Origin of the sequence: Methanohalophilus portucalensis (assembly GCF_002761295.1) — an archaeon.
Taxonomy (GTDB): domain Archaea; phylum Halobacteriota; class Methanosarcinia; order Methanosarcinales; family Methanosarcinaceae; genus Methanohalophilus; species Methanohalophilus portucalensis.
Genome location: NZ_CP017881.1, coordinates 151923 through 171278 on the forward strand (window position 1 = coordinate 151923; position 19356 = coordinate 171278).

Here is a 19356-nt window from a genome sequence, read left to right on the forward strand (position 1 = left end):
TTTTATAGCTTGTCTTTATTTGCGTTAATTTCATGTATGAAGTTGAACATGTAAGTTTTCATGAGTAAAAAGAGCATTGAAATTCTGCTGGCTGTGGGTTCAGTAACCCTTTTCGCCGTTATGCTTATTCTTGTGCATTCCCTGGGAATGGCAAACGAGGGATACGGCTATGTGGTGTCACTGATGATTTTTGTACTTGTAGTCTCAGTGGTAGGGCTTAAACTCCCTTCACTGGGATAATTAGTATAAGACAGGTTAAAAAGAGAAAGCTGAAGATCCCTTGAAGGGATCCTTACTTCTTTTTGTAGAATCAGGAATTCTGTTTCATCAGGAAAGTTATGAAATCCGGGCTTAAGCGGGTTTCTTTCACCATCTTGTCGGTAATTTCTTCTTCGGCAAGCCCTTCTTTCCTGTATTCTTCAATACGGTCATACACACTTCTGGATACTTCAGAATACTCGTTTATATCTTTCCTGTGTCCCCATACATCGCCTTCAAGTAAGTCAATACCCTGCATTTCAAGATACATTCTTGCAGAGCTGGATATTGTTCTTTTATAGGAGCTGGGAATGTGCAGGGCTTTTACATTGGGACATTTCATCACAAGGGAAAAAATATCCGTATTGGATGGCCTGAATGCGAGGTGAATTATCTCCTCATTTTCATCCAGGGTCTCGATTTCTTCTTTAGAACTAACTACTCTTATTTTCATTTTTGGTCCCTTCTTCTTTGATGTCAATTTTTCGGGAGGTATAAAATCCTTTCAAAACTGACCTCTAATTGTATATACATTAGTTATTCTATATAAATTTTGTTAGGTCGGATTTAATTTAAATTCAAGGCGATTTGTATTAATATTTCCTGATGTTTCATTTTTAAATGAAACTCCCATTTAATCTCTGATTAAATGTGAATGGAAAAAGTTGAATTATAGGATACAAAGGATGTTTTCTTGTATTAGCTTTGATAAAAAGAAATGTTAATCAACTTGCTGCACTAAATATCCACAGGAGGTTAAAGATTGAAAGCTATAGATATAGGAAAAGTGCACATTGACTGGCTGGGGCATGCCGGATTCAGGTTGCGGGGCAACAACCTGGTGGTATATATTGACCCTTATGATATTGGCGGCTACATTGGCTATGAAGACCAGGCCGATGTACTGCTTATCACTCATGAGCATTTCGACCACTGTTCCCCGCAGGATATTCAGAAGGTCAGGAAAAGTACGGCTACTACCCTGATCCCTACAAATTGCAGTCTGCAGTTTAGGGGAGATGCAAGAAGAATTGAAGCCGGGGATGTCCTCAGGGATGAACTTGCAATAAAGGGATTGAATATAGAAATAGTTGCAGCTTATAATATAGGCAAATCCTTCCATCCGCCCGGTGAAGGTGTGGGTTATGTGGTTGAGCTGGAAGGTTTGCGGATATATCATGCCGGGGATACAGATTTGATCGATGAAATGGCTTCCATTGAAGCTGATATCGTCCTGCTTCCTATTGGGGGAAATTATACTATGGATGAAAAGCAAGCTGCAGAAGCAGTTTCATGTATAAGGCCATCTTATGTCATACCAATGCATTATGGAAGTGTGGAGGGGACGGACGCAGACGTGGATCTCTTTAGAAAACTTGTAGAAAAAAGAAGTGAAGCAAAGGTAATTATTCTTGAAAACAATAGGGATTCCTGAATATTTGAGGTAGTTTGTGTGTCTAAATCCCGAAAAAAGCAGAAAAATCTCATGAAGGACGTGGCAAAACAGAGAATTGAACGCCTCTTCAAACTTGCAGAAGCATCATACAGTGTACACCCTCACAGAAGTGACAGGTATGTTACACTTGCACGCAGGATTGGTATGCGCTACAGGATCCGTTTGCCTGCCTCCCTTCGCAGAAGGGTGTGTCGTAGTTGTAATTCTTATCTTGTACCGGGTAGCAGTTCCAGGGTACGGTTGAAAAAAGGAACAGTGTGTATAACCTGTATGTCATGTGGCAGGAAAATGCACATTCCTTACAAATAATTCTTTTTTAAAATGATGAAATTAAGGCCTTTATAAGTAGGGCTGTAATTATGATGACAATTCCCATTGTAAGATATATTAATACATTACGATATACTTCCTCTTTTTCAGAACCTGGCCGAATCCCCCAGTGATTGCAATTTCCCTTTGAATTACAACCACCACATGAAGGAGTTTCTTCTTTAGGCTCAGGTCTCTGGATAACCGGGAGTTTTTTCATTTTATCTGACATGTATTAACTTTCTATTTTTCATTAAAAAAATGCTTGAAAAAATAATTAACGACGAGAGGGGGATTCGAACCCCCGAGGTGGCGAGCACCACAGGATTAGCAATCCTGCGCCATACCGGGCTTGGCTATCTCGTCCCGGGTAATGCACTCCATAAGCCAGTCATGTATATAAGATTTTCCTTGTATAAAGTGGCAGGCATGCATCCGGTTGCCATCATTCTCATTTTCCAGGGGACTGTGACCTCGCCTCCACCCCGCAACCCTGAGAGCGATGTATGTTCACGGTAAGTCTGCTCCCTTCCGGGCCTCGACCGGTTTCCGCGGTAAAGATAGAGGGCCGATTCTCCAACCAACCTCTCTAGCAACATCATCCAAACAGGACGGAGTTTCTTAGTTGAGGTCACAGGCTTGAAAATAATCCTGATGACTTCCTTCAGCTTCGTCTCCCGCATATCGGCGATTTCGGGTTACAGGTGACGCCGACCTACCCAGACTAGCCTGCCACCCCTAAATGTGGTTTGATACTTATAAAATTATTCCCCTGCAGATGCGTTCTTCAATATTGAAGAAAGTTAATTATAGCTGTAAACTTAATATTAAATGGTGATTTTATGGAGGAAATAATGGGTTTTGTAACAGGGAATACGAATCGACAAAAACTTCTTGAAATGCTGGCTTCCAAAGGTGAACTCGAGACATCCCGTATTGCAAAGAATATGCATCTTGCACAGCCTTCTGTTAATAGACTGGTGGAAGAGCTGATGGAAAAGGAACTTGTAGTGGAAAAAGAAGGCAAGTGCAGTCTTACAGAACTTGGTACAACAATTGAGAGGAAAGTGCAAAATCTCTGATTTATATTATCTCAATTCCGCCTTCTTTTATTTCATATTCTTTTATAAGGGGTTCACTGGCGGTTCCCCTTGACTTGATTATCTGGAACTGCCTTTTCATTCCTTTTTCAGTATCTGTCTGTTTAAGCAGGATTACATTATCCATTATGAAAGATGATTCCTTGCTCCTTATTTTTTCAGCCCCGCCGAAAAGTTCCGTGGTAAAAAGTGTCGTAACATTATGGCTTTTCAGGTAACCTACAAGGGAATGCAAAAATCCTCTTCTCTTAACTGGATCTATTATTGTGATTTCCACGTTCACAAGGCCATCTATTAGCAGTCTGGCAGGTTTTTTTTCCTCAACAATATTACTTATACGGTTGGAATATTCTGCATAACAGACGTTTTCGGTATCATAAGTGATTATACTAAGTTTTCCCTCGTCAATATAGGGTTGCAGGTCCCAGCCAAGATCACCTGTGGCTTTTATTATCTGGTCTACACTTTCATAAAAGGTGATGATAGCACAATTTTCCCCGTTTTCGAGCCCCTGTTGAATAAATTGCCATCCCATTATGGTTTTCCCGGTGCCTGGTTCTCCTCCTACAAGAATAGAACTTCCAGCCGGGACGCCTCCATTTAACATCTTGTCAACTTCATCGATGCCAGTGTCGACTTTTTTATCTTCAGGGGCCTGCTCCTCATATTTCAGATTCGGGTATGCCCTGAATCCGTGTGTGCTCACCTGATAATTGAATTTCTGGGTCATGCATTCATTACTGTAGGGGGGCTTGACTCCCGTCATCTTGATGATTTCCATCTGGTTGGAGGTCTGCATGCCCTGGTTGGTTCTGGACAGATAAATTATTCCATCTGCAAGGTGGCTGACCACATAATTGTGAATTTCATCTTTCATTAACTCGCCTGTCAAAAACACCAGGGAGTTGGATTCACGCACCATTGAGTCCAGGGTGTAGAAGAAACGCCTTCTCTCCTGTTCCACAAATCCAAATCCTATGGGTGTGATAGGGTCTATTACAAGTCTGTCTGGTTTTATGGATGATATCGTATTGTCCATCTCGATAAGGGTACTTAGTGGATCCTTTTCTGCAATCGGCCTGTTAATCTCATGTACTTCCACAGATTCATCCAGAAATTCAAAAGTGGAGAGGTACATCTTCAGCCGATCGGAATTTTCCGTGGTAATTGGTATATACAGGGTTTTTTCGCCAGCTTTTGCTGCATTTGACAGCATCTGCAGTGCCATAGTTGTCTTACCTACACCAGCTGTCCCCGCAATAAGAATGATCGAAGGGGACTTGAAACCACCCACTATTTCGTCCATGCCATCAATATGACAGGGGATTTCCCTCAATTCACTCATCATAAGTTCTTATGAATTAAGAATTACTTATACTTTCTTGATTTCGTTATGCATAGAAGTTAAACATGTTTGTTTCAGCTTTGATGTTCTAAATCACAGGTCTCAATTTCTTCGTTTCTTTCTATGAGTTGCTCTATGCGTTGTTCAGATTCTTGCAAAATGCTATTGCAGACGCCTGCAAGTTTTATTCCTCTCTCGAACATTTCCATGCTTTCCTGGAGGGATATCTGTCCGTTTTCAAGTTTTTCCACAATATCCTCGAGTTCGAGCAGGCTATCCTCAAAGTTCCTGTTTTCAGTGTTTGATGACATTTAGCATCCCTCATCCAAATTTTCTTTATGCTCCACTCTGCAACACCCATCCCTGAATTTCAATTGTAAACTCTGCCCCTTCTCAATATCAATAATACCGGTTATGGTCCCTCCCTCATCGGACTGTGCCACACAGTAACCACGGTCAAGAGTATTAAGGGGACTTACGGCATTCAATCGTCCTGCAAGGGCTCCGAGTTCTGCAACTTTAGTTTGCATTATATATTCCGTTCTGGATGTCAGGCGATATGTCACTTCATCCAGATGTTGGGTGCGCTGGTTGAGCAGTTCCCTGTATCTATCGGGACTAATTCGGCCAGAAAGGTATTCAAGATGTTTTTTCTGGTTCAGAATACGGTTTTTGAGTGCAGACTCCATTCTCTGCCTGAGGCCATCGACATACTTTGCCATTTCTGTCCTGTCGGGCACTGCAATTTCTGCGGCTGCTGAGGGGGTAGGTGCACGCACATCTGCTGTAAAATCCGATATTGTGAAATCAGTTTCATGCCCCACCGCCGCTATAACCGGTAGTCTGGAATTGTAGATAGCACGTGCGACCTTTTCCTCATTGAATGGCCACAGGTCTTCAAGGGAACCCCCTCCCCTGCCGGCAATAATGAGGTCTGCATCTGTGCGATTGAGCAATTCCAGGGATCTTATAATGCTATCTGCGGATGCCTCTCCCTGGACAGTTGTCGGACAGAGCAGGATATCTACAGGATAACGTCTCTGTAGTACATTCAGTATGTCGTGTATAGCTGCACCCGTGGCCGATGTGGCTACTCCTATCTTGCGGGGATAAGTGGGGAGGGGCTTTTTATGTTCGGGAGCAAACAAACCCTCTTCTTCAAGTCTTATTTTGAGTTGTTCGAATGCTTTATACAATTCGCCCACACCATCCGGGCGGATGTCCAGCGCCTGTAGCTGGTACTGTCCACGGACGGTGTAAACATTTACCGATCCAAAAACCAGCACTTTCATGTCCTTTTCAGGCTCAAATTTTAATTTGCGGTTTGTGGAGCGAAAACTAACACAGCTTACCTGGCTTGATTCGTCCTTTATTGAAAAATAGTAATGCCCTGATCGGTGTTTTGTGAGGTTGGAAATCTCCCCTTCCACCCAGATATGCTGCAGGGCCTTTTCAGAAGTTAACACGTTTTTGATATAGTCGTTCAGCCCGGTTACAGTATATATGCCCATCGTATCCTCCCCGATGGTATATGCAAATCATGCTATTATAAATTGGTGCAGGCAGGATGAAAGTATTTGGATATCTACAATATCCATAAAAGAGTAAAATAAAGCAGTGATTAGCTGCTTTTTAATTCATTTTTGGTGTTTTTTATCCCTGTATTTTGTGACAACTGCAGGGTCGGCTTCATCTGTTGCAACGAGCCTGCCACTTTCAATAGCTCTGTCAACTGCCAGTTTACCCGTATCGCTGCGCACAATCAATGTTGTATACCCTGCCGGGCTTCCTACAGAACCTGCTGATATATCAGCATACAGGGCATCGAAATCCTTACATATGTGACAACCTGGACGAATAGTATCTTCGATATCTTCCAGGGGAATGCTGATATCCTCATTCTTGAGTGTGACAACAAGTTTTCCCCGTACATCCATGCGTTCGATGTCCATTGGGTTGATCTGCAGTTCTGATTTGAGTTTGCCTTCCATGAGTTTTTCATAATCGAAACTTTCTGTACAGAACAGGCCTATCACATATTTTATCGATTTTGCAAAGGGTCCAAGCAATTCATTGTCACTTTTACGCAACTTCTCCACTGCCCGGGCCGCACAGGGAAGGGCAACGATTGCTATGTTCTTGCACTTCTTCCCGATTACGGCTTCCTTGAGGGCTGCAAGCAGGGGAACCCACCAGTTATAGCGGCTTCCTGCACTGCTTATCAATGCCTCGCCGGACGTAATGACTGTGGATTTTGGTTTCAGGGTCCAGGGGTCTTCTGTTACAGTTACAACAGCATCAACAATACCTCTCTCCAGACTGTCATACAGAATCGCAGAAACCGCTCCTCCACTTTGCTTTCCCGAAATTTCGAAACCTGCCTTTGCAGCCATGTATTCTTCCCTGCAACTGCTACTTTCGGGCATTTCTCCTTCTATGCGGGGGCATATGTCATAACATGCACCGCAGGGAACACCATCATTGGCATCCTTGCAGTAGCCATTGCTGGAAGGTTTTATGGATTCTTCTCCCTTCTTGAAATACAGAGCATCTGCAGGACATACAGCCACACAACCTCCGCATCCGCTGCAACGGTTTGTATCCCATACTTTTTCCTTAAGATCGAGGTAATTTGTCATTATATCACTCCCAGACATATTTGCCTGCAAAAGGCCTGCTGCTTGACGCGACGATTTTAGTGTATTTTGTATCCAAGTATTTTTCCGGGTCAATTTCGAAATATTCGCAAAACTCTTCAATATAAGGACTTATCTTTTCCAGGTCCTCTTCTGTGAATTCCGTGATTTTGGCACCCACGCCAAGCTGTCTTTCTTTTAATTTGCCTCGAAGGATGATCTGGCCACCGTGAATTCCACTGCCAACACCTCTGCCTCCAAAAGTATTGCCACTCTTGCTCAGGACGATTATAACTCCCCCTGCCATGTATTCTCCCAGGAATGAGCAGGCATTGTCTCCAACAACCAGGATGGGTTTATGGTCTGCTCCATATTCCTTCATATGGATGCCTCCTCTGTAGCCTATATCATCTCTCACGAAAACTTTGCCGCCTCTCATGCTGTGGGCCACGGCATCTCCTGCACTGCCATGAATAACGATCTTTCCGTTATCCATTGTATTGCCGGGTGCATGGTCGCAGTTGCCTTTTACGATACAGGTGGGGCCGTTCATAAACATTCCAAGGTCGCCACCCGGAACGCCGTTGATCCGGATGGTAACTTCCCCCTTCAGCCCGTCTGCTATGAATCGCTGGCCAAGTACATTATCCACGATAATCTCAGTAGCACCCTCTGAAACAGCTCTGCGTATCTGCTGATTCAGGGGTGTGTAATGGAGTCCTCTTGCATCTATGCGTACTGGTTCCATTTGATCAGGCCCCCACAGGCTTTACCTGCAACACATCCAGGGTACCTTCATCCAGCATATATCCCCGCAGCCTGCTACGATTACCTCTCAGGCTTTCTATACTGTTTATTCCGGCTGCACCCATGAGTTCACTGAGCTCCAGGGTCCAGGAGTTGATTAGATTTGCAACATGTTCGGACTCAACTTCCGGATCGAGCCGGCTGACAAGATCTTCCCTCTGGGTGGCAATTCCCCAGGGACACAAACCGCGGTAACAGTTCCCACAAACCCGGCATCCCATTGAAATCAGGGCTGCGGTTCCGATATAAACTGCGTCTGCACCAAGGGCTATGGATTTGGCAATATCTGCACTGTTGCGAATTCCTCCACTGGCAATAACCGATACCTTGTTACGGATGCCCTGATCGTTTAGTTTCTGATCGACACTGGCAATCGCTGCCTCGATAGGTATGCCTACATTGTCCCTGAAGACTTTCGGAGATGCCCCGGTGCCTCCACGGAAACCGTCTATGACCACTGCATCTGCAGAAGATCTTGCAATACCAGCCGCCACAGCTGCGACATTATGCACAGCTGCGATCTTCACGAAAACCGGTTTTTTCCATTCGGTTGCTTCCTTGAGGCCTCTTACCAGCTGTGCCAGGTCCTCTATGCTGTAGATGTCATGGTGGGGGGCGGGGCTTATCGCATCGCTGCCTGCAGGTATCATTCGTGTGCATGAAACATCCGTGCACACCTTCTCACCGGGCAGGTGTCCACCGATACCGGGTTTTGCTCCCTGGCCAATCTTGATCTCGATGGCGGCTCCCCTATCAAGGTAATTAATATCCACACCGAACCTTCCGGAGGCCACCTGTACTATCATATTATCCTGATATGGATAAATGTCCTTATGCAGGCCGCCTTCCCCGGTTCCCATATATGTGCCGGTTTTGGCTGCTGCCTTTGCAAGACTTAACTGGGCATTGAGGCTGATAGCCCCATAACTCATATGTCCGATCATTATCGGTGTCTGCAATTCAAGGTTTGGGGATAGTTTTGTATTGAGTTCAATTTCCCCGTTTTCCTGCTTTCTTATATCAAGTTTTGAAGGTTTTTGCCCCAGGTAGGTACGTAATTCCATAGGCTCACGCAGGGGGTCTATACTCGGATTGGTTACCTGGCATGCATCCAGCACCAACCTGTCATAGATTATAGGATAATCCTTGGCATTTCCCATTCCCGCCAGGACAATCCTGCCACTTCGTGACTGGTTTATGACATCTTCCCGGGCTTCCGGAGTCCACAGGGGATGGCTGCGGTAATCAACAGGTCGTTCACTGAGATTGATGGCATCACGCGGACACATTGAAATGCAACGGTGGCACGCTGTACACTTGCGTGAATCGATCAGGATATTTCCGTCATCCTCTTCCCGGAATACACCATAGGAACAATTATCCACACATCTCATACATTGCATACATTGCTGCCTGTCGATCTGTATACGGTATTTCAGGGGTACGCTGCCCAGGCTCATGTTACAACCCTCCCGATCACCGGTTCACCAGCACCCGGCATGTGGATATCCTCCACCTGGGGGTCCATGGTCCGGATTGCAGCTTCCTCGCTGGATATGTATAATCTTGAACCGTGTTCTCCCACTACCAGTGGCCTGAGTTTTATCCTGTCAGTGAACCCTACTATGCCATTATGGGTGGCCACAACTATTGCGAAGGGGCCATTCATGAGAGCCGGGCCATAGGTCAGGCGAATTGCTTTGTTGAGTTCACGCTCTTTATCATTCATTTCATCGATCTCATCCCAGAAGGGTGGAGCCATTGCTTTTACAATGATCTCTGATGGCAATTCGTGATGTCTGCCGAGCAGGTCGAACAGGTATGCAACAACCTCGGTATCGGTAAACATTGTACACTGGTAACCATTACTTTCCACATATCTCTGGTTGGTCCCGTAGGAAGTGATTTCCCCGTTGTGCACCACCGACCAGTTAAGCAGGTTAAAGGGATGTGCTCCTCCCCACCATCCCGGGGTGTTAGTAGGATAACGGTTATGTGCCAGCCAGATATAGCCTTCATATTCATCAATTTTGTAAAAATTTGCCACATCTTCAGGCCACCCGGCGGCCTTGAATACTCCCATATTTTTCCCGGAGGAAAAAACCAGGGCTCCCTCGATTGTGGATGAATTAATTTCCATGACCAGATATTTGACGATATCTTCATCCGGTGTTAGACTTCCGGTCATAAGATCAGTATAGGGTTTGAAGAAGTATCTCCAGGGAACATGACTCCTTTTCAGGTTGGGTTGTTCCTTTGTAGGAATTTCTTCCTGATGGACGACGCGTCCCCACTTCTGGATGATATCATCAACTTTTGATTTTGGTTCTACAAGATTATCAAAGAATATGTGCAGGGCATAACAGTCTTCAAAATCGGGGTATATGCCATATGCAGCATAACCTGCGCCTTCACCACTGCCACGCTCATTCATAAGGCTGAGGGCTTCTTTGATTCCCGAACCATTCATTTTTTGTTTTTGTCTGTCAATAACTCCTATTATCCCGCACATCGGCATCACCTTGTTATGATATGTAAAAGTGTGTATAAAGTGTATGTATCTAAAAAAATTTGGGCGGGACTTCTTGTGAAATCCCTGCTTAAAGGACGCTAAGGTAGGTATCCAGTTCCCACTGGTGTACCCGCGCCTTATAATCATCCCATTCCTTATTCTTGGCACAGAGATAGTTGTTGAAAAGGTGGTCACCCACGGTCTTTTTAACAAATTCACTGCCTGCCATCTCGTCTATCGCTTCCTTGAGGCTTCCTGGCAGAGAATTGATTCCCATATCTTCCCTCTCCTGTCCGGAAAGGTTGAAGATATTGTGGGTTACTGCTTCTCCGGGATCGGTTTTGTTCTTGATCCCATCCAGGCCTGCAGAAAGCATGGTTGCAAAGGCAAGATATGGATTACATGCCGGATCAGGACATCTGAGCTCTACCCTTGTACCCTTGCCCCTGGTTGAAGGGATGCGTATCAGGGAACTGCGGTTACTGTCCGACCAGGTTATGTAGATGGGCGCTTCATATCCTGGTACGAGTCTTTTGTAAGAGTTGACAGTTGGGTTGGTTATTGCCGCAAATTCCTTGATATGTTCCAGCAGTCCGCCAGTGTAATACCTGGCTATGTCGGATAGCTGGTTTGGAGTATTCGGATCAAAGAATACGTTTTCGCCATCCTGTGACATCAGGGATTGATTGGCATGCATTCCTGAGCCGTTTACACCGTAGAGTGGTTTCGGCATGAAGGTTGCATAGTAACCGTGGTGGTTTGCTATGGATTTGACCACATACCTGAATGTGATTACATTATCAGCTGTAGTAAGGGCATCCGAGAACCTGAAATCGATCTCGTGCTGTGAGGGGGCAACTTCGTGGTGTGATGCCTCGAGTTTGAATCCCATGTGTTCCAGGGCATAGTCAATTTCCCTGCGCACATCCTGGGCCATGTCCAGGGGTGCAAAGTCGAAGTAACCGCCTTTATCGGTAAGTTCGGTTGTGGGATTGCCTTCACTATCCTGTTTGAACAGGAAGAATTCAAGTTCCGGTCCCACGTTCATGGAATATCCCATGTCCTGGGCTTCCTTTAGGGTCTTTTTGAGAATGTAACGTGGATCTCCTTCGAAGGGTTTGCCATCCGGCAACTTTACATCACCTATTATACGCGCAACAGCTCCTTCGGTTGGTCTCCAGGGCAGGATACGGAATGTTGAAGGGTCGGGCATTAACATCATGTCCGATTCCTCAATGCGGGTGAATCCTTCGATTGAAGATCCATCGAACATCACTCCTTCATCGAATACCTCATCGAGGTCCTCAGAAGGAATTGCCCAGCTCTTGATAATTCCCATTGTGTCGGTGAACTGGGTACGTATAAACTTCACATCATTTTCGACGACCGCTTCAAGTACGTCTTCTTTGGTCTGTATCTCTGGCTTATTTTTCATTTCTCTCACCTTTCACAGGAAGGCAGTAACCACTTACCTTGTTAATATTATATAAAACATTTGGTAATGACATTTTATTGTAAAAAATCAAACCGAAATTACAGGAAATGCCTCATCTTTATAACAAATGAAAATCTACTTTCAGGTAGGTGAATATAATAATGACACTGGCTCCTTCAATTGAGGAGGTTATAGAGGATTTCAATGTCCTGAAATGTATGCAGTGTGGCGTATGCAGTGGGAGTTGTCCCTCTGGCAGGCAGGCCAGTCTGAATGTCAGGCGACTTGTACGTAAGATCGGAAGGGATCATGAAGCCATCTGCGATGAATCTCTCTGGATGTGCACGACGTGCTACAACTGTCAGGAGAGATGTCCCAGGGGTATTGCAATTGTGGATGCCATACTTGCTGTGCGAAGTATTGCTGCCCATGAGGGGCTGATTCTGGAGCGACACAGGCATGTGGCCAATCTGCTTCAGGAACATGGCCACGCTGTCCCTATTGATGACACTCGCAAAGAAAAACGCATACAATTGGGCCTGAACTCCCTGCCTTCAACGGTCCACAGCCATGCCGATGATCTGGAAGATGTAAAGTGCCTGCTTGCAAGTTGTGGCTTCGGGGAAATTACAGGGAGGAAAGAATGATGAGAATATCCCTGTTCCTGGGCTGTCTTGTGCCCAACCGCTATCCTGGAATCGAAAAAGCCACAGGTATTTGCCTTGAAACCCTGGGTATCGACTGGAAAGAGCTGGAAGGTGCATCCTGCTGCCCGGCACCCGGTGTATTCCGCTCGTTCGATGAGCCCACTTGGCTGGCCCTGGCTTCCAGGAACATCACCTTGTCGGAAAAGGATGAGAGGGATGTCCTGACAATCTGTAACGGTTGTTATGGGTCCCTGGCAGATGCCAATCTCAAACTGAAAAACAACCCTGCTCTGAAAGAGCAGACCAACAGCCACCTGTCACAAATAGGTCATCATTTTGACGGTACCATTGATGTACGCCATATCATCGAATTCCTGTATTCTGAAATCGGTGTGCAAAAAATAAAAGAAAAAATAGTCAGGCCCCTAGATCTGAAAGTGGCCGTCCATTACGGCTGTCATATGCTCAAACCTTCATCAAGCAGAGCTACTGCCAGTGTTGAGCGCCCTTCTGTTTTTGATGAACTGGTGGAAGCGCTGGGCTGTACAAGTGTGGATTATCCCGATAAGATGGAATGCTGCGGTGCCGGTGGAGGTGTCAGGTCAGCCCTGGGTGAAACGGCCCTTGCAATCACCGAACACAAACTGGGTAAGATTGAAGAGGCAGGCGTAGATTGCATAGTGGAAGCGTGTCCTTTCTGTCACATGCAGTTTGATGCGGGACAGGTATCCCTCGCAGGCAAAGGCAGGGAATTCGGCATTCCCGTAATTCACTATTCCCAGTTGCTGGCCCTCTCGCTGGGCTATTCTGCAGAGGATGTCGGCATAAATCTCAATGAAATGGATTGTTCGGATTTCTGTAATTTACTTGGTAATAAAAAAGACTGAGCGCAGTGCACTCAGTAATTGTAGAGGGATGTATAGGTCACTTCCACATCGTCCTCTGCAGGCACATCCGAATACCGGAGGGAATTATAATCTTTTTCAGTTGTACCTGCCTTTTTCCTTGACAAGGATAAAGATGCCGGAGTAAATTTTCAGCTGGAGGCCATTATTTGAATTTTTCATAGCTGTCATTTCCATCAGGTAAACCTTATTATTTTGCATAACATTGGATTATCCATGGGCACAGAAGAAATATTCGACAGGTTGAAACCCCTTTATCCCCATGAATACTTTTCCACTGAAAGGGACTCTTTTTATATATTGATATCAACCGTTCTTTCCCAGCGCACCAGGGATGAAGTTACAGAAGTTGCTTCCAGGAGACTTTTTGAGCACTATTCCACTCCAGTCCAGATGGTGGAAGCAGATGTGGAATGTATTGAAGCCCTTATCGGGGATGTGGGTTTTTACAGGGTGAAAGCCGGCAGGATAAAAGAGATTTCTCAGATACTTATAGATGAATATGATTCTCAGGTCCCTGCTTCTATGGATGAGTTACTCAAACTGCCCGGGGTCGGAAGAAAGACTGCAAATTGTGTACTATCCTATGCTTTTTTGGAAAAAGCAATTGCAGTGGATACTCATGTACACAGGATATCAAATAGGTTGGGTCTTGTGGAAACTGCGACCCCTGAACAGACAGAGATAGAGTTACAAAAACAGGTTCCTGTGTCTTACTGGAGAGAAGTTAACGAACTATTTGTCCAGTTTGGTAAAACGGTGTGCAAACCGCTATCCCCTAACTGCGAAAATTGTGCAATAGAAGATTTGTGTGCTAAAAAAGGAAAGAAAAAGTAAAACTGGTCGTAAAATCAGACCAGTTTGTTGATTGGGTGGTTTTCGTCTTCGATCTCAAGACCGAGTTCCTTGGCATTTTCTGCAAGGATGATATCGGTCATTGCGGTTGCCGGGAACACGGTGTTTGTGTTCTCGATTGGACCGAAAAGCTGGAAGTTGGACCCGAGAATTTGTGGCACGAGATTTGTACCAATATCGGAGGGCATGTAGATTGCCTTACGCTGTTCTTTGGTCTCGAACTGTTTCTTGTATGTTTTCATCCAGTCCCATGCTGAGGCCATGTTGTGGTAACCACCGCCTACAGGCAGGCCAAAGTGGCCCTTTACAGCAATTACTGCACGGATGGATGAACCGGCACCGGCACCAAGGGGAGTTGCTGCAACATCGACAAGAGGTTTTGTGATTCCACAGTCTTTGGCGATATCAAGCATACCCTGTGTCTGACCGGATGCACCCTTTTCAAGTACTTCGATCTTACCTTTAAGGGTTGGGTCAACTGCATTGAATGCAAGTACGATGGATGCTTCAATGTCACTTCTCTTGACCGCTTCTATCTCTTCTTCGTGGATACTGGCGTTGATGGAGTTGTAGATTGCCCTGTCAGCAACACCGATCTCTGTAACATAATCAGCTGCTGCAGCACGGACGTCCCCTGCTGAAGAATCTATCAGGAACGGAGTCTTTTCATCGTACTCAACAAACCAGTCTATGTACTTTTTGATGGCTTCCGGGGTTTCACCCACAATCTGGTTGACACAGGGGTTTCCTGTAGTTTCTGCCATCTCGAGCATGTTGTCCCAGAGTTTTTCTGCTGCTGGTCTGTCGAATTCTCCTGTATCTTCGTCAGTGACAATGTTGTGCCTATTGTAGAACATTGACCCGACCAGGATGGTTGGGTATTGGCCGGGCTGTCCGCCGAACTTGACATTTCCGACCTCGAATACTTCCTGTTTCTTATCAAATTTGAACATATTATTACCTCTATTTTAGAAAAGTATCGGTGATATCGAGATATAGAGCAAGAACATCAATATGCCTGCAACTGCTCCATAGAGTATTCCTATATCCCTTCCTACTTTCTTGCCTATCTTCTGTGTGATTTCACTGTTGGCAAACTCGATTTTCTCGTCTATATCATTGAGTTTCTTGAGTATCTCATCAAAATCTTCCGAGTCCACCACTACGGCTGGAATATTGTTACTCGCTTGTTCATCAGCCATCTTAAATCACCTGCCATACCAATAGTGGTAGTATGATAACCATTATCAGTGCAAAAAGAAATCCGATTGTGAAGCCTACTATTCCTGCGGCTGATACACCGGAATCAAGTTTTTGGCTCCTGGAAATCAGCTGGGCCCTGTAACGGATATCTTCGACCACTCGATCAATGGCGGCCATCTTTGGTTCAATGACCATTGGCACGCCTTTTCCATATTCTTCTTCCGCCATATCATTCACCTCCCGAATAATATCAGGCCAAGCAGGGACAATGTAATGGTAAGTCCTATCATTATTCCTTCAATCTTGCCTGCGTGGACACCGGCATGGAATTTATTGAACTCTCCGATCCTGGCCATCTCCCTTTCGATATCAAGGATCCTGCCACGAATTACAGAGATCTCGGATGCCATTGGTTTAAGGCCACCGACTTCTTCTTCCTCTTCTGCTTCACCGCCGACTTCTATCACAAGGGGATCTGCATCAAAAGCATCTGGGTCCTTGGCTGCAAGTTCCTTTATCTTACCGGTGATATCTCCCATGTCTTCAGTACCAATAAGATCGATACATTCGATCTGTTCCTGATACCTCTGTACAGCTTCTTCGGTCAGGTTCTCTACATAGGGTATAGCACCTGTAGCTCCCACGATCCTGTTATCACTGACACCATTTTTGTGCAGCATTATGAATGCTTCACCTGTTATGTGTCCCTTTACTTCAGATCCGGTTACGACCAGGTACCTGATATTGGGGTTTGCAATAATGTGGGATACAACTTTTTCCAGACCAAGATTCTCTGTTTTACAGGGGCCTGCAATTGAAGCTCCTGCATCCAGCAAGGGTCCTCCATCCAGGTGTGAACCCAGGGTAATTACTGCAACACAGTTTTCCGGATCTCCTACATCGTATTCTCCTTTGAGGATTGGCCATCCGGGTGCTGGTTCTCTCTTTTCTGCCATTTTACAATCCTCCGCTCATGCTAAGCATGTAGATCACAATTGCCAGAATTCCTGAGAATACCAGTCCTACAATGACACCATAGAACAGGTTGCTATAGATACCGGCACTGTATGATGTATTTTCTCTTCCCGGGAAGGAACTTAGAAGTGGCCTGTCCGGGGCGAGGGAATTCACAAGGTCATCTGCAATCTTGTCAAGATCATCTATTCTTTCAACTATTGGATCCATGGAATATTGAATCACATCATCCCGTTCTGCTGCAAGCAGGGATGACATTGGATCCAGTACTAAATGTACTTCAGGTGCAACATGTACCATGCTCATTCCGATTCCTCCTCTTCCTTTGGCAGGAGACCTGTTCCAACCACATCATATGCGTCCCTGACAACATACTTATTGTACTGGCTGAATGAAACATACCATATGGCCAGTCCGATAACGATTGTGGGGGCAGCGGATGCACCGGCTGAAACTGCCGAGACGATACCGGCCATTATCATTGCAATAGCACCTTTCTCGAATGCAGTGGAAAGGGTCCTGTCCTGTTTTTCATCGGGTCCCAGGTTTGCATTGAAAGGATGAAGGATTGCAATACCTGCAACGATGAAAATCAATGCAATGTAACCTGTAGCGACTATCTCTGTCAGGACCACATCAAACATGAAAGTGCCTGTCATGGCAGTACTGAGTCCTACAATAGCCAAGGTGCCTGCACCTGCGATCTCTGTAGTGGACTGTTCCATTATTGGAATGCCCATTCCGATAACCCTGTTAGCAAGGGCGCCGATAACAAGGCCGATAACCATTGCGGTTACGAATGCAACTATGGGTCCGGCAATACCTCCGATTGCTAGGCCAAACATTGTTGCCACGACTCCCATACCCAGAGCAAGCATACCGATGGAAGGTACACCTGTACCAAGTCCATAACTGGCAACTCTGCGTACTGCAGCTGAGCCCCATACGATGGCACAAATTGCACCGAGGGCGCCTATGAATGAGAAGGCCGGTCCTGCAAACTGTACCATGAAATAGCTCAGGTAAATTGCGATAAGTCCGCCTGCTGCTCCGAAAGCGATAAGTTTATTCTGGGGAATTGCCTCTGAGGCACCTCCGCCACTTCCTCCTGCAGACATTTTACAGACCTCCTATTGTAATTACACTTACAATTGCACACATAAATGTGACAATCAAAGATGTTACTACTGCTTTTGGCCACTTCTTAAACTTAGGATCATGGAATCCTTCGATAGTACCTCCTATATTATAGGATGGTATTACAGCGTTTACGAAGAAAATTCCCACAGCGAAAATAGCTGCAAGTCCCACAAAGTCTGCTGAAGCCATGCCGTTTGCAATACTCATCAGGGAATAATAAACAAGTGCACCACCGATACCACCCAGGCCTCCTCCAATGATACCACTTACAAATGATACAGTTGGAAGGCCGTGTCCTTCGGTACCCTGTGATACATAAATATCCTGTCTGTCCTTTGTGATTGGGTCATAGTCGACCTTTGCTGAAGCAGGGGGGACACCTATACCGTAGACATATACAAGGTTTCCGACCATCATAGTTACTCCAATCATAATCATTGCACCGACCATACCGGCTGCAAGGATCAGGGCCATACTGTCTGTCAGGTTAAGCATTGCGCCTGCTGTCACAAGTCCTGTAAGACCTGCACCGGCAGCGAGCTGTACTGTACCTGTTCCAATTCCTGTAGCCTGTGCCATAGCTGCGGGTGCACCACCCACAGGTACGAAGTGTACACTTCCTGATACGAGGACTCCTCCAAGTGTGATGAGGATCACGTATAGGAAATTGGCTGCCAGTACTCCTGCAATATCTATCATACAGTCACCTCTTCATCTTCTTTGTATGGACCGTACTGGTTACGTGCGAATACTTCCAGTCTGCGGTTTCCTATTATCAGGATAAGTATGATTACCAGTCCGGCAATTATTGACAGCCAGCCGATATTGGCACCCATTGAAGGGTCAAATATTGCAGTAATCCAGCCACTGAGGAATACCACCATACCAAAAGCCAGGCCTGTTACAGGGCCACCGAATTTGGCACAGAACCAGGAGTTATCGATACCGTTTCTCAGTCCGCATTCTGCTTTCCTTACAATGTTACCGGAGTTTGCAGCGTTAAGCCCGGATCCAAACTCCACATTCTGGAATTCACGCTCTGCACCATAGTGCACATCCCCTGTGGAAGATCCGATCGCTCCCACTGTGATACCCCATATGAATGCAAGCAGGGTAAGCGGGAAAGGATGTCCGAGAGCAGATGTCATGAGATATGACACAACAAGGATACAAAATGTGGTAATATAGGCAAATCCCATCATAACAGGTACGTGTGAACGGACCATATCTAGATATATGGGCTGTCTGAATCTTTTCTGGCTTGCGCTCCTTCCCAAATATGCAGTTGTGCAGTATGTGCCGTGTATACCGGCTGCAATGAGGGCTCCAACTGCGATGGCAAAGACCACTGACATACTGTAGGCGCTCATAAGCACCGATGCAGATGCACCTCCAACCGCTGCCAGTAAGGCATTGGAGGGTGGTTCACCTGAAATGGCTTTGTTAAAAATCCTGTGTGGATACATCATCTGGGGTGCCAGCTGTACCTGGGAGTTCGGGTTACTCTGGGATCCTACATCAGATTCCAGATCTTCCGATGCACCGGCGATAGTTGCCGCTGCACCCATCAGTGCCAACACACCCATTCCTATGAGTGGTTCCATATCTTTTATCCTCCTTTTTTAATTAATTATAATAAATCCATGTATTGTTGTAGAACAACTCTTTGGAGTTTGTTCCGTATGTTATGAATTATAACATAGACTCATCTAAGGTGGGTTTGGATTATTTAATATAATTCATAAACCTTTCGGATTTGTCTCCCGGAATCGA

25 protein-coding genes, 1 tRNA gene and 1 other RNA gene are annotated in these 19356 nt (G+C 45.5%); 7 read left to right on the forward strand and 20 right to left on the reverse strand.

The genetic code is table 11. The features are described from left to right. Positions 1-60: 60 nt before the first annotated feature. Entirely contained in the window at positions 61-240 is a 180-nt protein-coding gene (locus BKM01_RS00785) for a hypothetical protein (protein WP_072360747.1), read from the forward strand. Between the two features lie 70 nt (positions 241-310). Here the strand turns inward: BKM01_RS00785 and BKM01_RS00790 are convergent, their stop codons facing one another. Then, a complete protein-coding gene (locus BKM01_RS00790; RefSeq protein WP_072360745.1) occupies positions 311-712 on the reverse strand; it encodes a DUF1699 family protein in 402 nt (133 codons plus the stop codon). A gap of 309 nt (positions 713-1021) precedes the next feature. Here BKM01_RS00790 and BKM01_RS00795 point away from each other — a divergent pair, with 309 nt between their 5' ends. Together BKM01_RS00795 and BKM01_RS00800 are read left to right on the forward strand one after the other, a co-directional pair. Continuing rightward, positions 1022-1693: an MBL fold metallo-hydrolase gene (locus BKM01_RS00795; RefSeq protein WP_072360743.1), complete on the forward strand. Its 672-nt coding sequence runs from the start codon at positions 1022-1024 to the stop codon at positions 1691-1693. Between the two features lie 18 nt (positions 1694-1711). After that, positions 1712-2023 (forward strand): ribonuclease P protein component 4, encoded by a 312-nt coding sequence (locus BKM01_RS00800; RefSeq protein ID WP_072360741.1) that lies wholly within the window; start codon positions 1712-1714, stop codon positions 2021-2023. A gap of 7 nt (positions 2024-2030) precedes the next feature. On the opposite strand, the gene BKM01_RS00805 is transcribed toward BKM01_RS00800, so the two are convergent. From BKM01_RS00805 to ffs, 3 genes are all read right to left on the reverse strand, one after another. Then, positions 2031-2255, reverse strand: a complete 225-nt coding sequence (locus tag BKM01_RS00805; protein WP_072360739.1) for a hypothetical protein — start codon at positions 2253-2255, stop codon at positions 2031-2033. A gap of 49 nt (positions 2256-2304) precedes the next feature. Beyond that, positions 2305-2389, reverse strand: a tRNA-Ser gene (locus tag BKM01_RS00810). Positions 2390-2444: 55 nt separating this feature from the next. Next, positions 2445-2758, reverse strand: an RNA gene (ffs, locus tag BKM01_RS00815) — signal recognition particle sRNA. A gap of 107 nt (positions 2759-2865) precedes the next feature. Between ffs and BKM01_RS00820 the strand changes: the two genes are divergently transcribed. Continuing rightward, positions 2866-3105: a winged helix-turn-helix domain-containing protein gene (locus tag BKM01_RS00820; protein ID WP_072360737.1), complete on the forward strand. Its 240-nt coding sequence runs from the start codon at positions 2866-2868 to the stop codon at positions 3103-3105. A gap of 1 nt (position 3106) precedes the next feature. Here the strand turns inward: BKM01_RS00820 and BKM01_RS00825 are convergent, their stop codons facing one another. From BKM01_RS00825 to glnA, 8 genes are all read right to left on the reverse strand, one after another. After that, positions 3107-4471 carry an ATPase domain-containing protein gene (locus BKM01_RS00825; RefSeq protein ID WP_233125696.1) on the reverse strand — a complete coding sequence of 455 codons (1365 nt, stop codon included), beginning with the start codon at positions 4469-4471 and terminating at the stop codon, positions 3107-3109. Between the two features lie 71 nt (positions 4472-4542). After that, complete coding sequence (locus BKM01_RS00830) at positions 4543-4779, reverse strand: exodeoxyribonuclease VII small subunit (RefSeq protein ID WP_072360734.1); 237 nt, start codon at positions 4777-4779, stop codon at positions 4543-4545. Continuing rightward, positions 4780-5979, reverse strand: a complete 1200-nt coding sequence (gene xseA, locus BKM01_RS00835; protein WP_072360732.1) for an exodeoxyribonuclease VII large subunit — start codon at positions 5977-5979, stop codon at positions 4780-4782. A gap of 126 nt (positions 5980-6105) precedes the next feature. Next, positions 6106-7107, reverse strand: coding sequence for a Coenzyme F420 hydrogenase/dehydrogenase, beta subunit C-terminal domain (locus BKM01_RS00840; RefSeq protein ID WP_072360836.1), 1002 nt, complete (start codon positions 7105-7107; stop codon positions 6106-6108). 4 nt (positions 7108-7111) lie between these two features. After that, positions 7112-7852 carry a GltB/FmdC/FwdC-like GXGXG domain-containing protein gene (locus BKM01_RS00845; protein WP_072360730.1) on the reverse strand — a complete coding sequence of 247 codons (741 nt, stop codon included), beginning with the start codon at positions 7850-7852 and terminating at the stop codon, positions 7112-7114. Positions 7853-7856: 4 nt separating this feature from the next. Beyond that, entirely contained in the window at positions 7857-9371 is a 1515-nt protein-coding gene (locus tag BKM01_RS00850) for a glutamate synthase-related protein (protein WP_072360728.1), read from the reverse strand. Beyond that, positions 9368-10423 (reverse strand): class II glutamine amidotransferase, encoded by a 1056-nt coding sequence (locus BKM01_RS00855; protein WP_072360726.1) that lies wholly within the window; start codon positions 10421-10423, stop codon positions 9368-9370. The genes BKM01_RS00850 and BKM01_RS00855 overlap by 4 nt, the downstream gene beginning before the upstream one ends. Before the next feature lie 88 nt (positions 10424-10511). Then, positions 10512-11858, reverse strand: a complete 1347-nt coding sequence (gene glnA / locus BKM01_RS00860; RefSeq protein ID WP_072360724.1) for a type I glutamate--ammonia ligase — start codon at positions 11856-11858, stop codon at positions 10512-10514. 161 nt (positions 11859-12019) lie between these two features. Between glnA and hdrC the strand changes: the two genes are divergently transcribed. From hdrC to BKM01_RS00875, 3 genes are all read left to right on the forward strand, one after another. After that, positions 12020-12505 carry a CoB--CoM heterodisulfide reductase subunit C gene (hdrC, locus tag BKM01_RS00865; RefSeq protein ID WP_084006317.1) on the forward strand — a complete coding sequence of 162 codons (486 nt, stop codon included), beginning with the start codon at positions 12020-12022 and terminating at the stop codon, positions 12503-12505. Then, on the forward strand, positions 12502-13392 hold the full coding sequence (gene hdrB / locus BKM01_RS00870; RefSeq protein WP_072360721.1) for a CoB--CoM heterodisulfide reductase subunit B: 891 nt from the start codon (positions 12502-12504) through the stop codon (positions 13390-13392). The genes hdrC and hdrB overlap by 4 nt, the downstream gene beginning before the upstream one ends. A 234-nt stretch (positions 13393-13626) precedes the next feature. Further along, entirely contained in the window at positions 13627-14247 is a 621-nt protein-coding gene (locus tag BKM01_RS00875) for an endonuclease III domain-containing protein (RefSeq protein ID WP_072360719.1), read from the forward strand. Between the two features lie 14 nt (positions 14248-14261). On the opposite strand, the gene mtrH is transcribed toward BKM01_RS00875, so the two are convergent. From mtrH to mtrE, 8 genes are read right to left on the reverse strand one after another with little or no spacing between them, the layout of a single operon-like run. After that, positions 14262-15218, reverse strand: a complete 957-nt coding sequence (gene mtrH, locus BKM01_RS00880) for a tetrahydromethanopterin S-methyltransferase subunit H (RefSeq protein ID WP_072360717.1) — start codon at positions 15216-15218, stop codon at positions 14262-14264. Between the two features lie 15 nt (positions 15219-15233). Continuing rightward, positions 15234-15467: a tetrahydromethanopterin S-methyltransferase subunit MtrG gene (mtrG, locus tag BKM01_RS00885; protein WP_072360714.1), complete on the reverse strand. Its 234-nt coding sequence runs from the start codon at positions 15465-15467 to the stop codon at positions 15234-15236. Between the two features lies 1 nt (position 15468). Then, the gene (locus BKM01_RS00890) at positions 15469-15696 is read right to left on the reverse strand and encodes a tetrahydromethanopterin S-methyltransferase subunit F (protein WP_072360712.1); all 228 of its coding nucleotides are present in this window, start codon (positions 15694-15696) and stop codon (positions 15469-15471) included. A 5-nt stretch (positions 15697-15701) separates the two neighbouring features. Beyond that, positions 15702-16424, reverse strand: a complete 723-nt coding sequence (gene mtrA, locus BKM01_RS00895; RefSeq protein ID WP_072360710.1) for a tetrahydromethanopterin S-methyltransferase subunit A — start codon at positions 16422-16424, stop codon at positions 15702-15704. 1 nt (position 16425) lies between these two features. Next, positions 16426-16749: a tetrahydromethanopterin S-methyltransferase subunit B gene (locus BKM01_RS00900; RefSeq protein WP_072360708.1), complete on the reverse strand. Its 324-nt coding sequence runs from the start codon at positions 16747-16749 to the stop codon at positions 16426-16428. Then, entirely contained in the window at positions 16746-17561 is an 816-nt protein-coding gene (gene mtrC, locus BKM01_RS00905; RefSeq protein ID WP_072360705.1) for a tetrahydromethanopterin S-methyltransferase subunit MtrC, read from the reverse strand. Before mtrC ends, BKM01_RS00900 begins: the two co-directional genes overlap by 4 nt. 1 nt (position 17562) lies before the next feature. Then, positions 17563-18273 (reverse strand): tetrahydromethanopterin S-methyltransferase subunit D, encoded by a 711-nt coding sequence (gene mtrD / locus BKM01_RS00910; protein ID WP_394328896.1) that lies wholly within the window; start codon positions 18271-18273, stop codon positions 17563-17565. Positions 18274-18278: 5 nt separating this feature from the next. Next, positions 18279-19187, reverse strand: coding sequence for a tetrahydromethanopterin S-methyltransferase subunit E (mtrE, locus tag BKM01_RS00915; protein WP_072360701.1), 909 nt, complete (start codon positions 19185-19187; stop codon positions 18279-18281). Positions 19188-19356 lie beyond the last annotated feature (169 nt).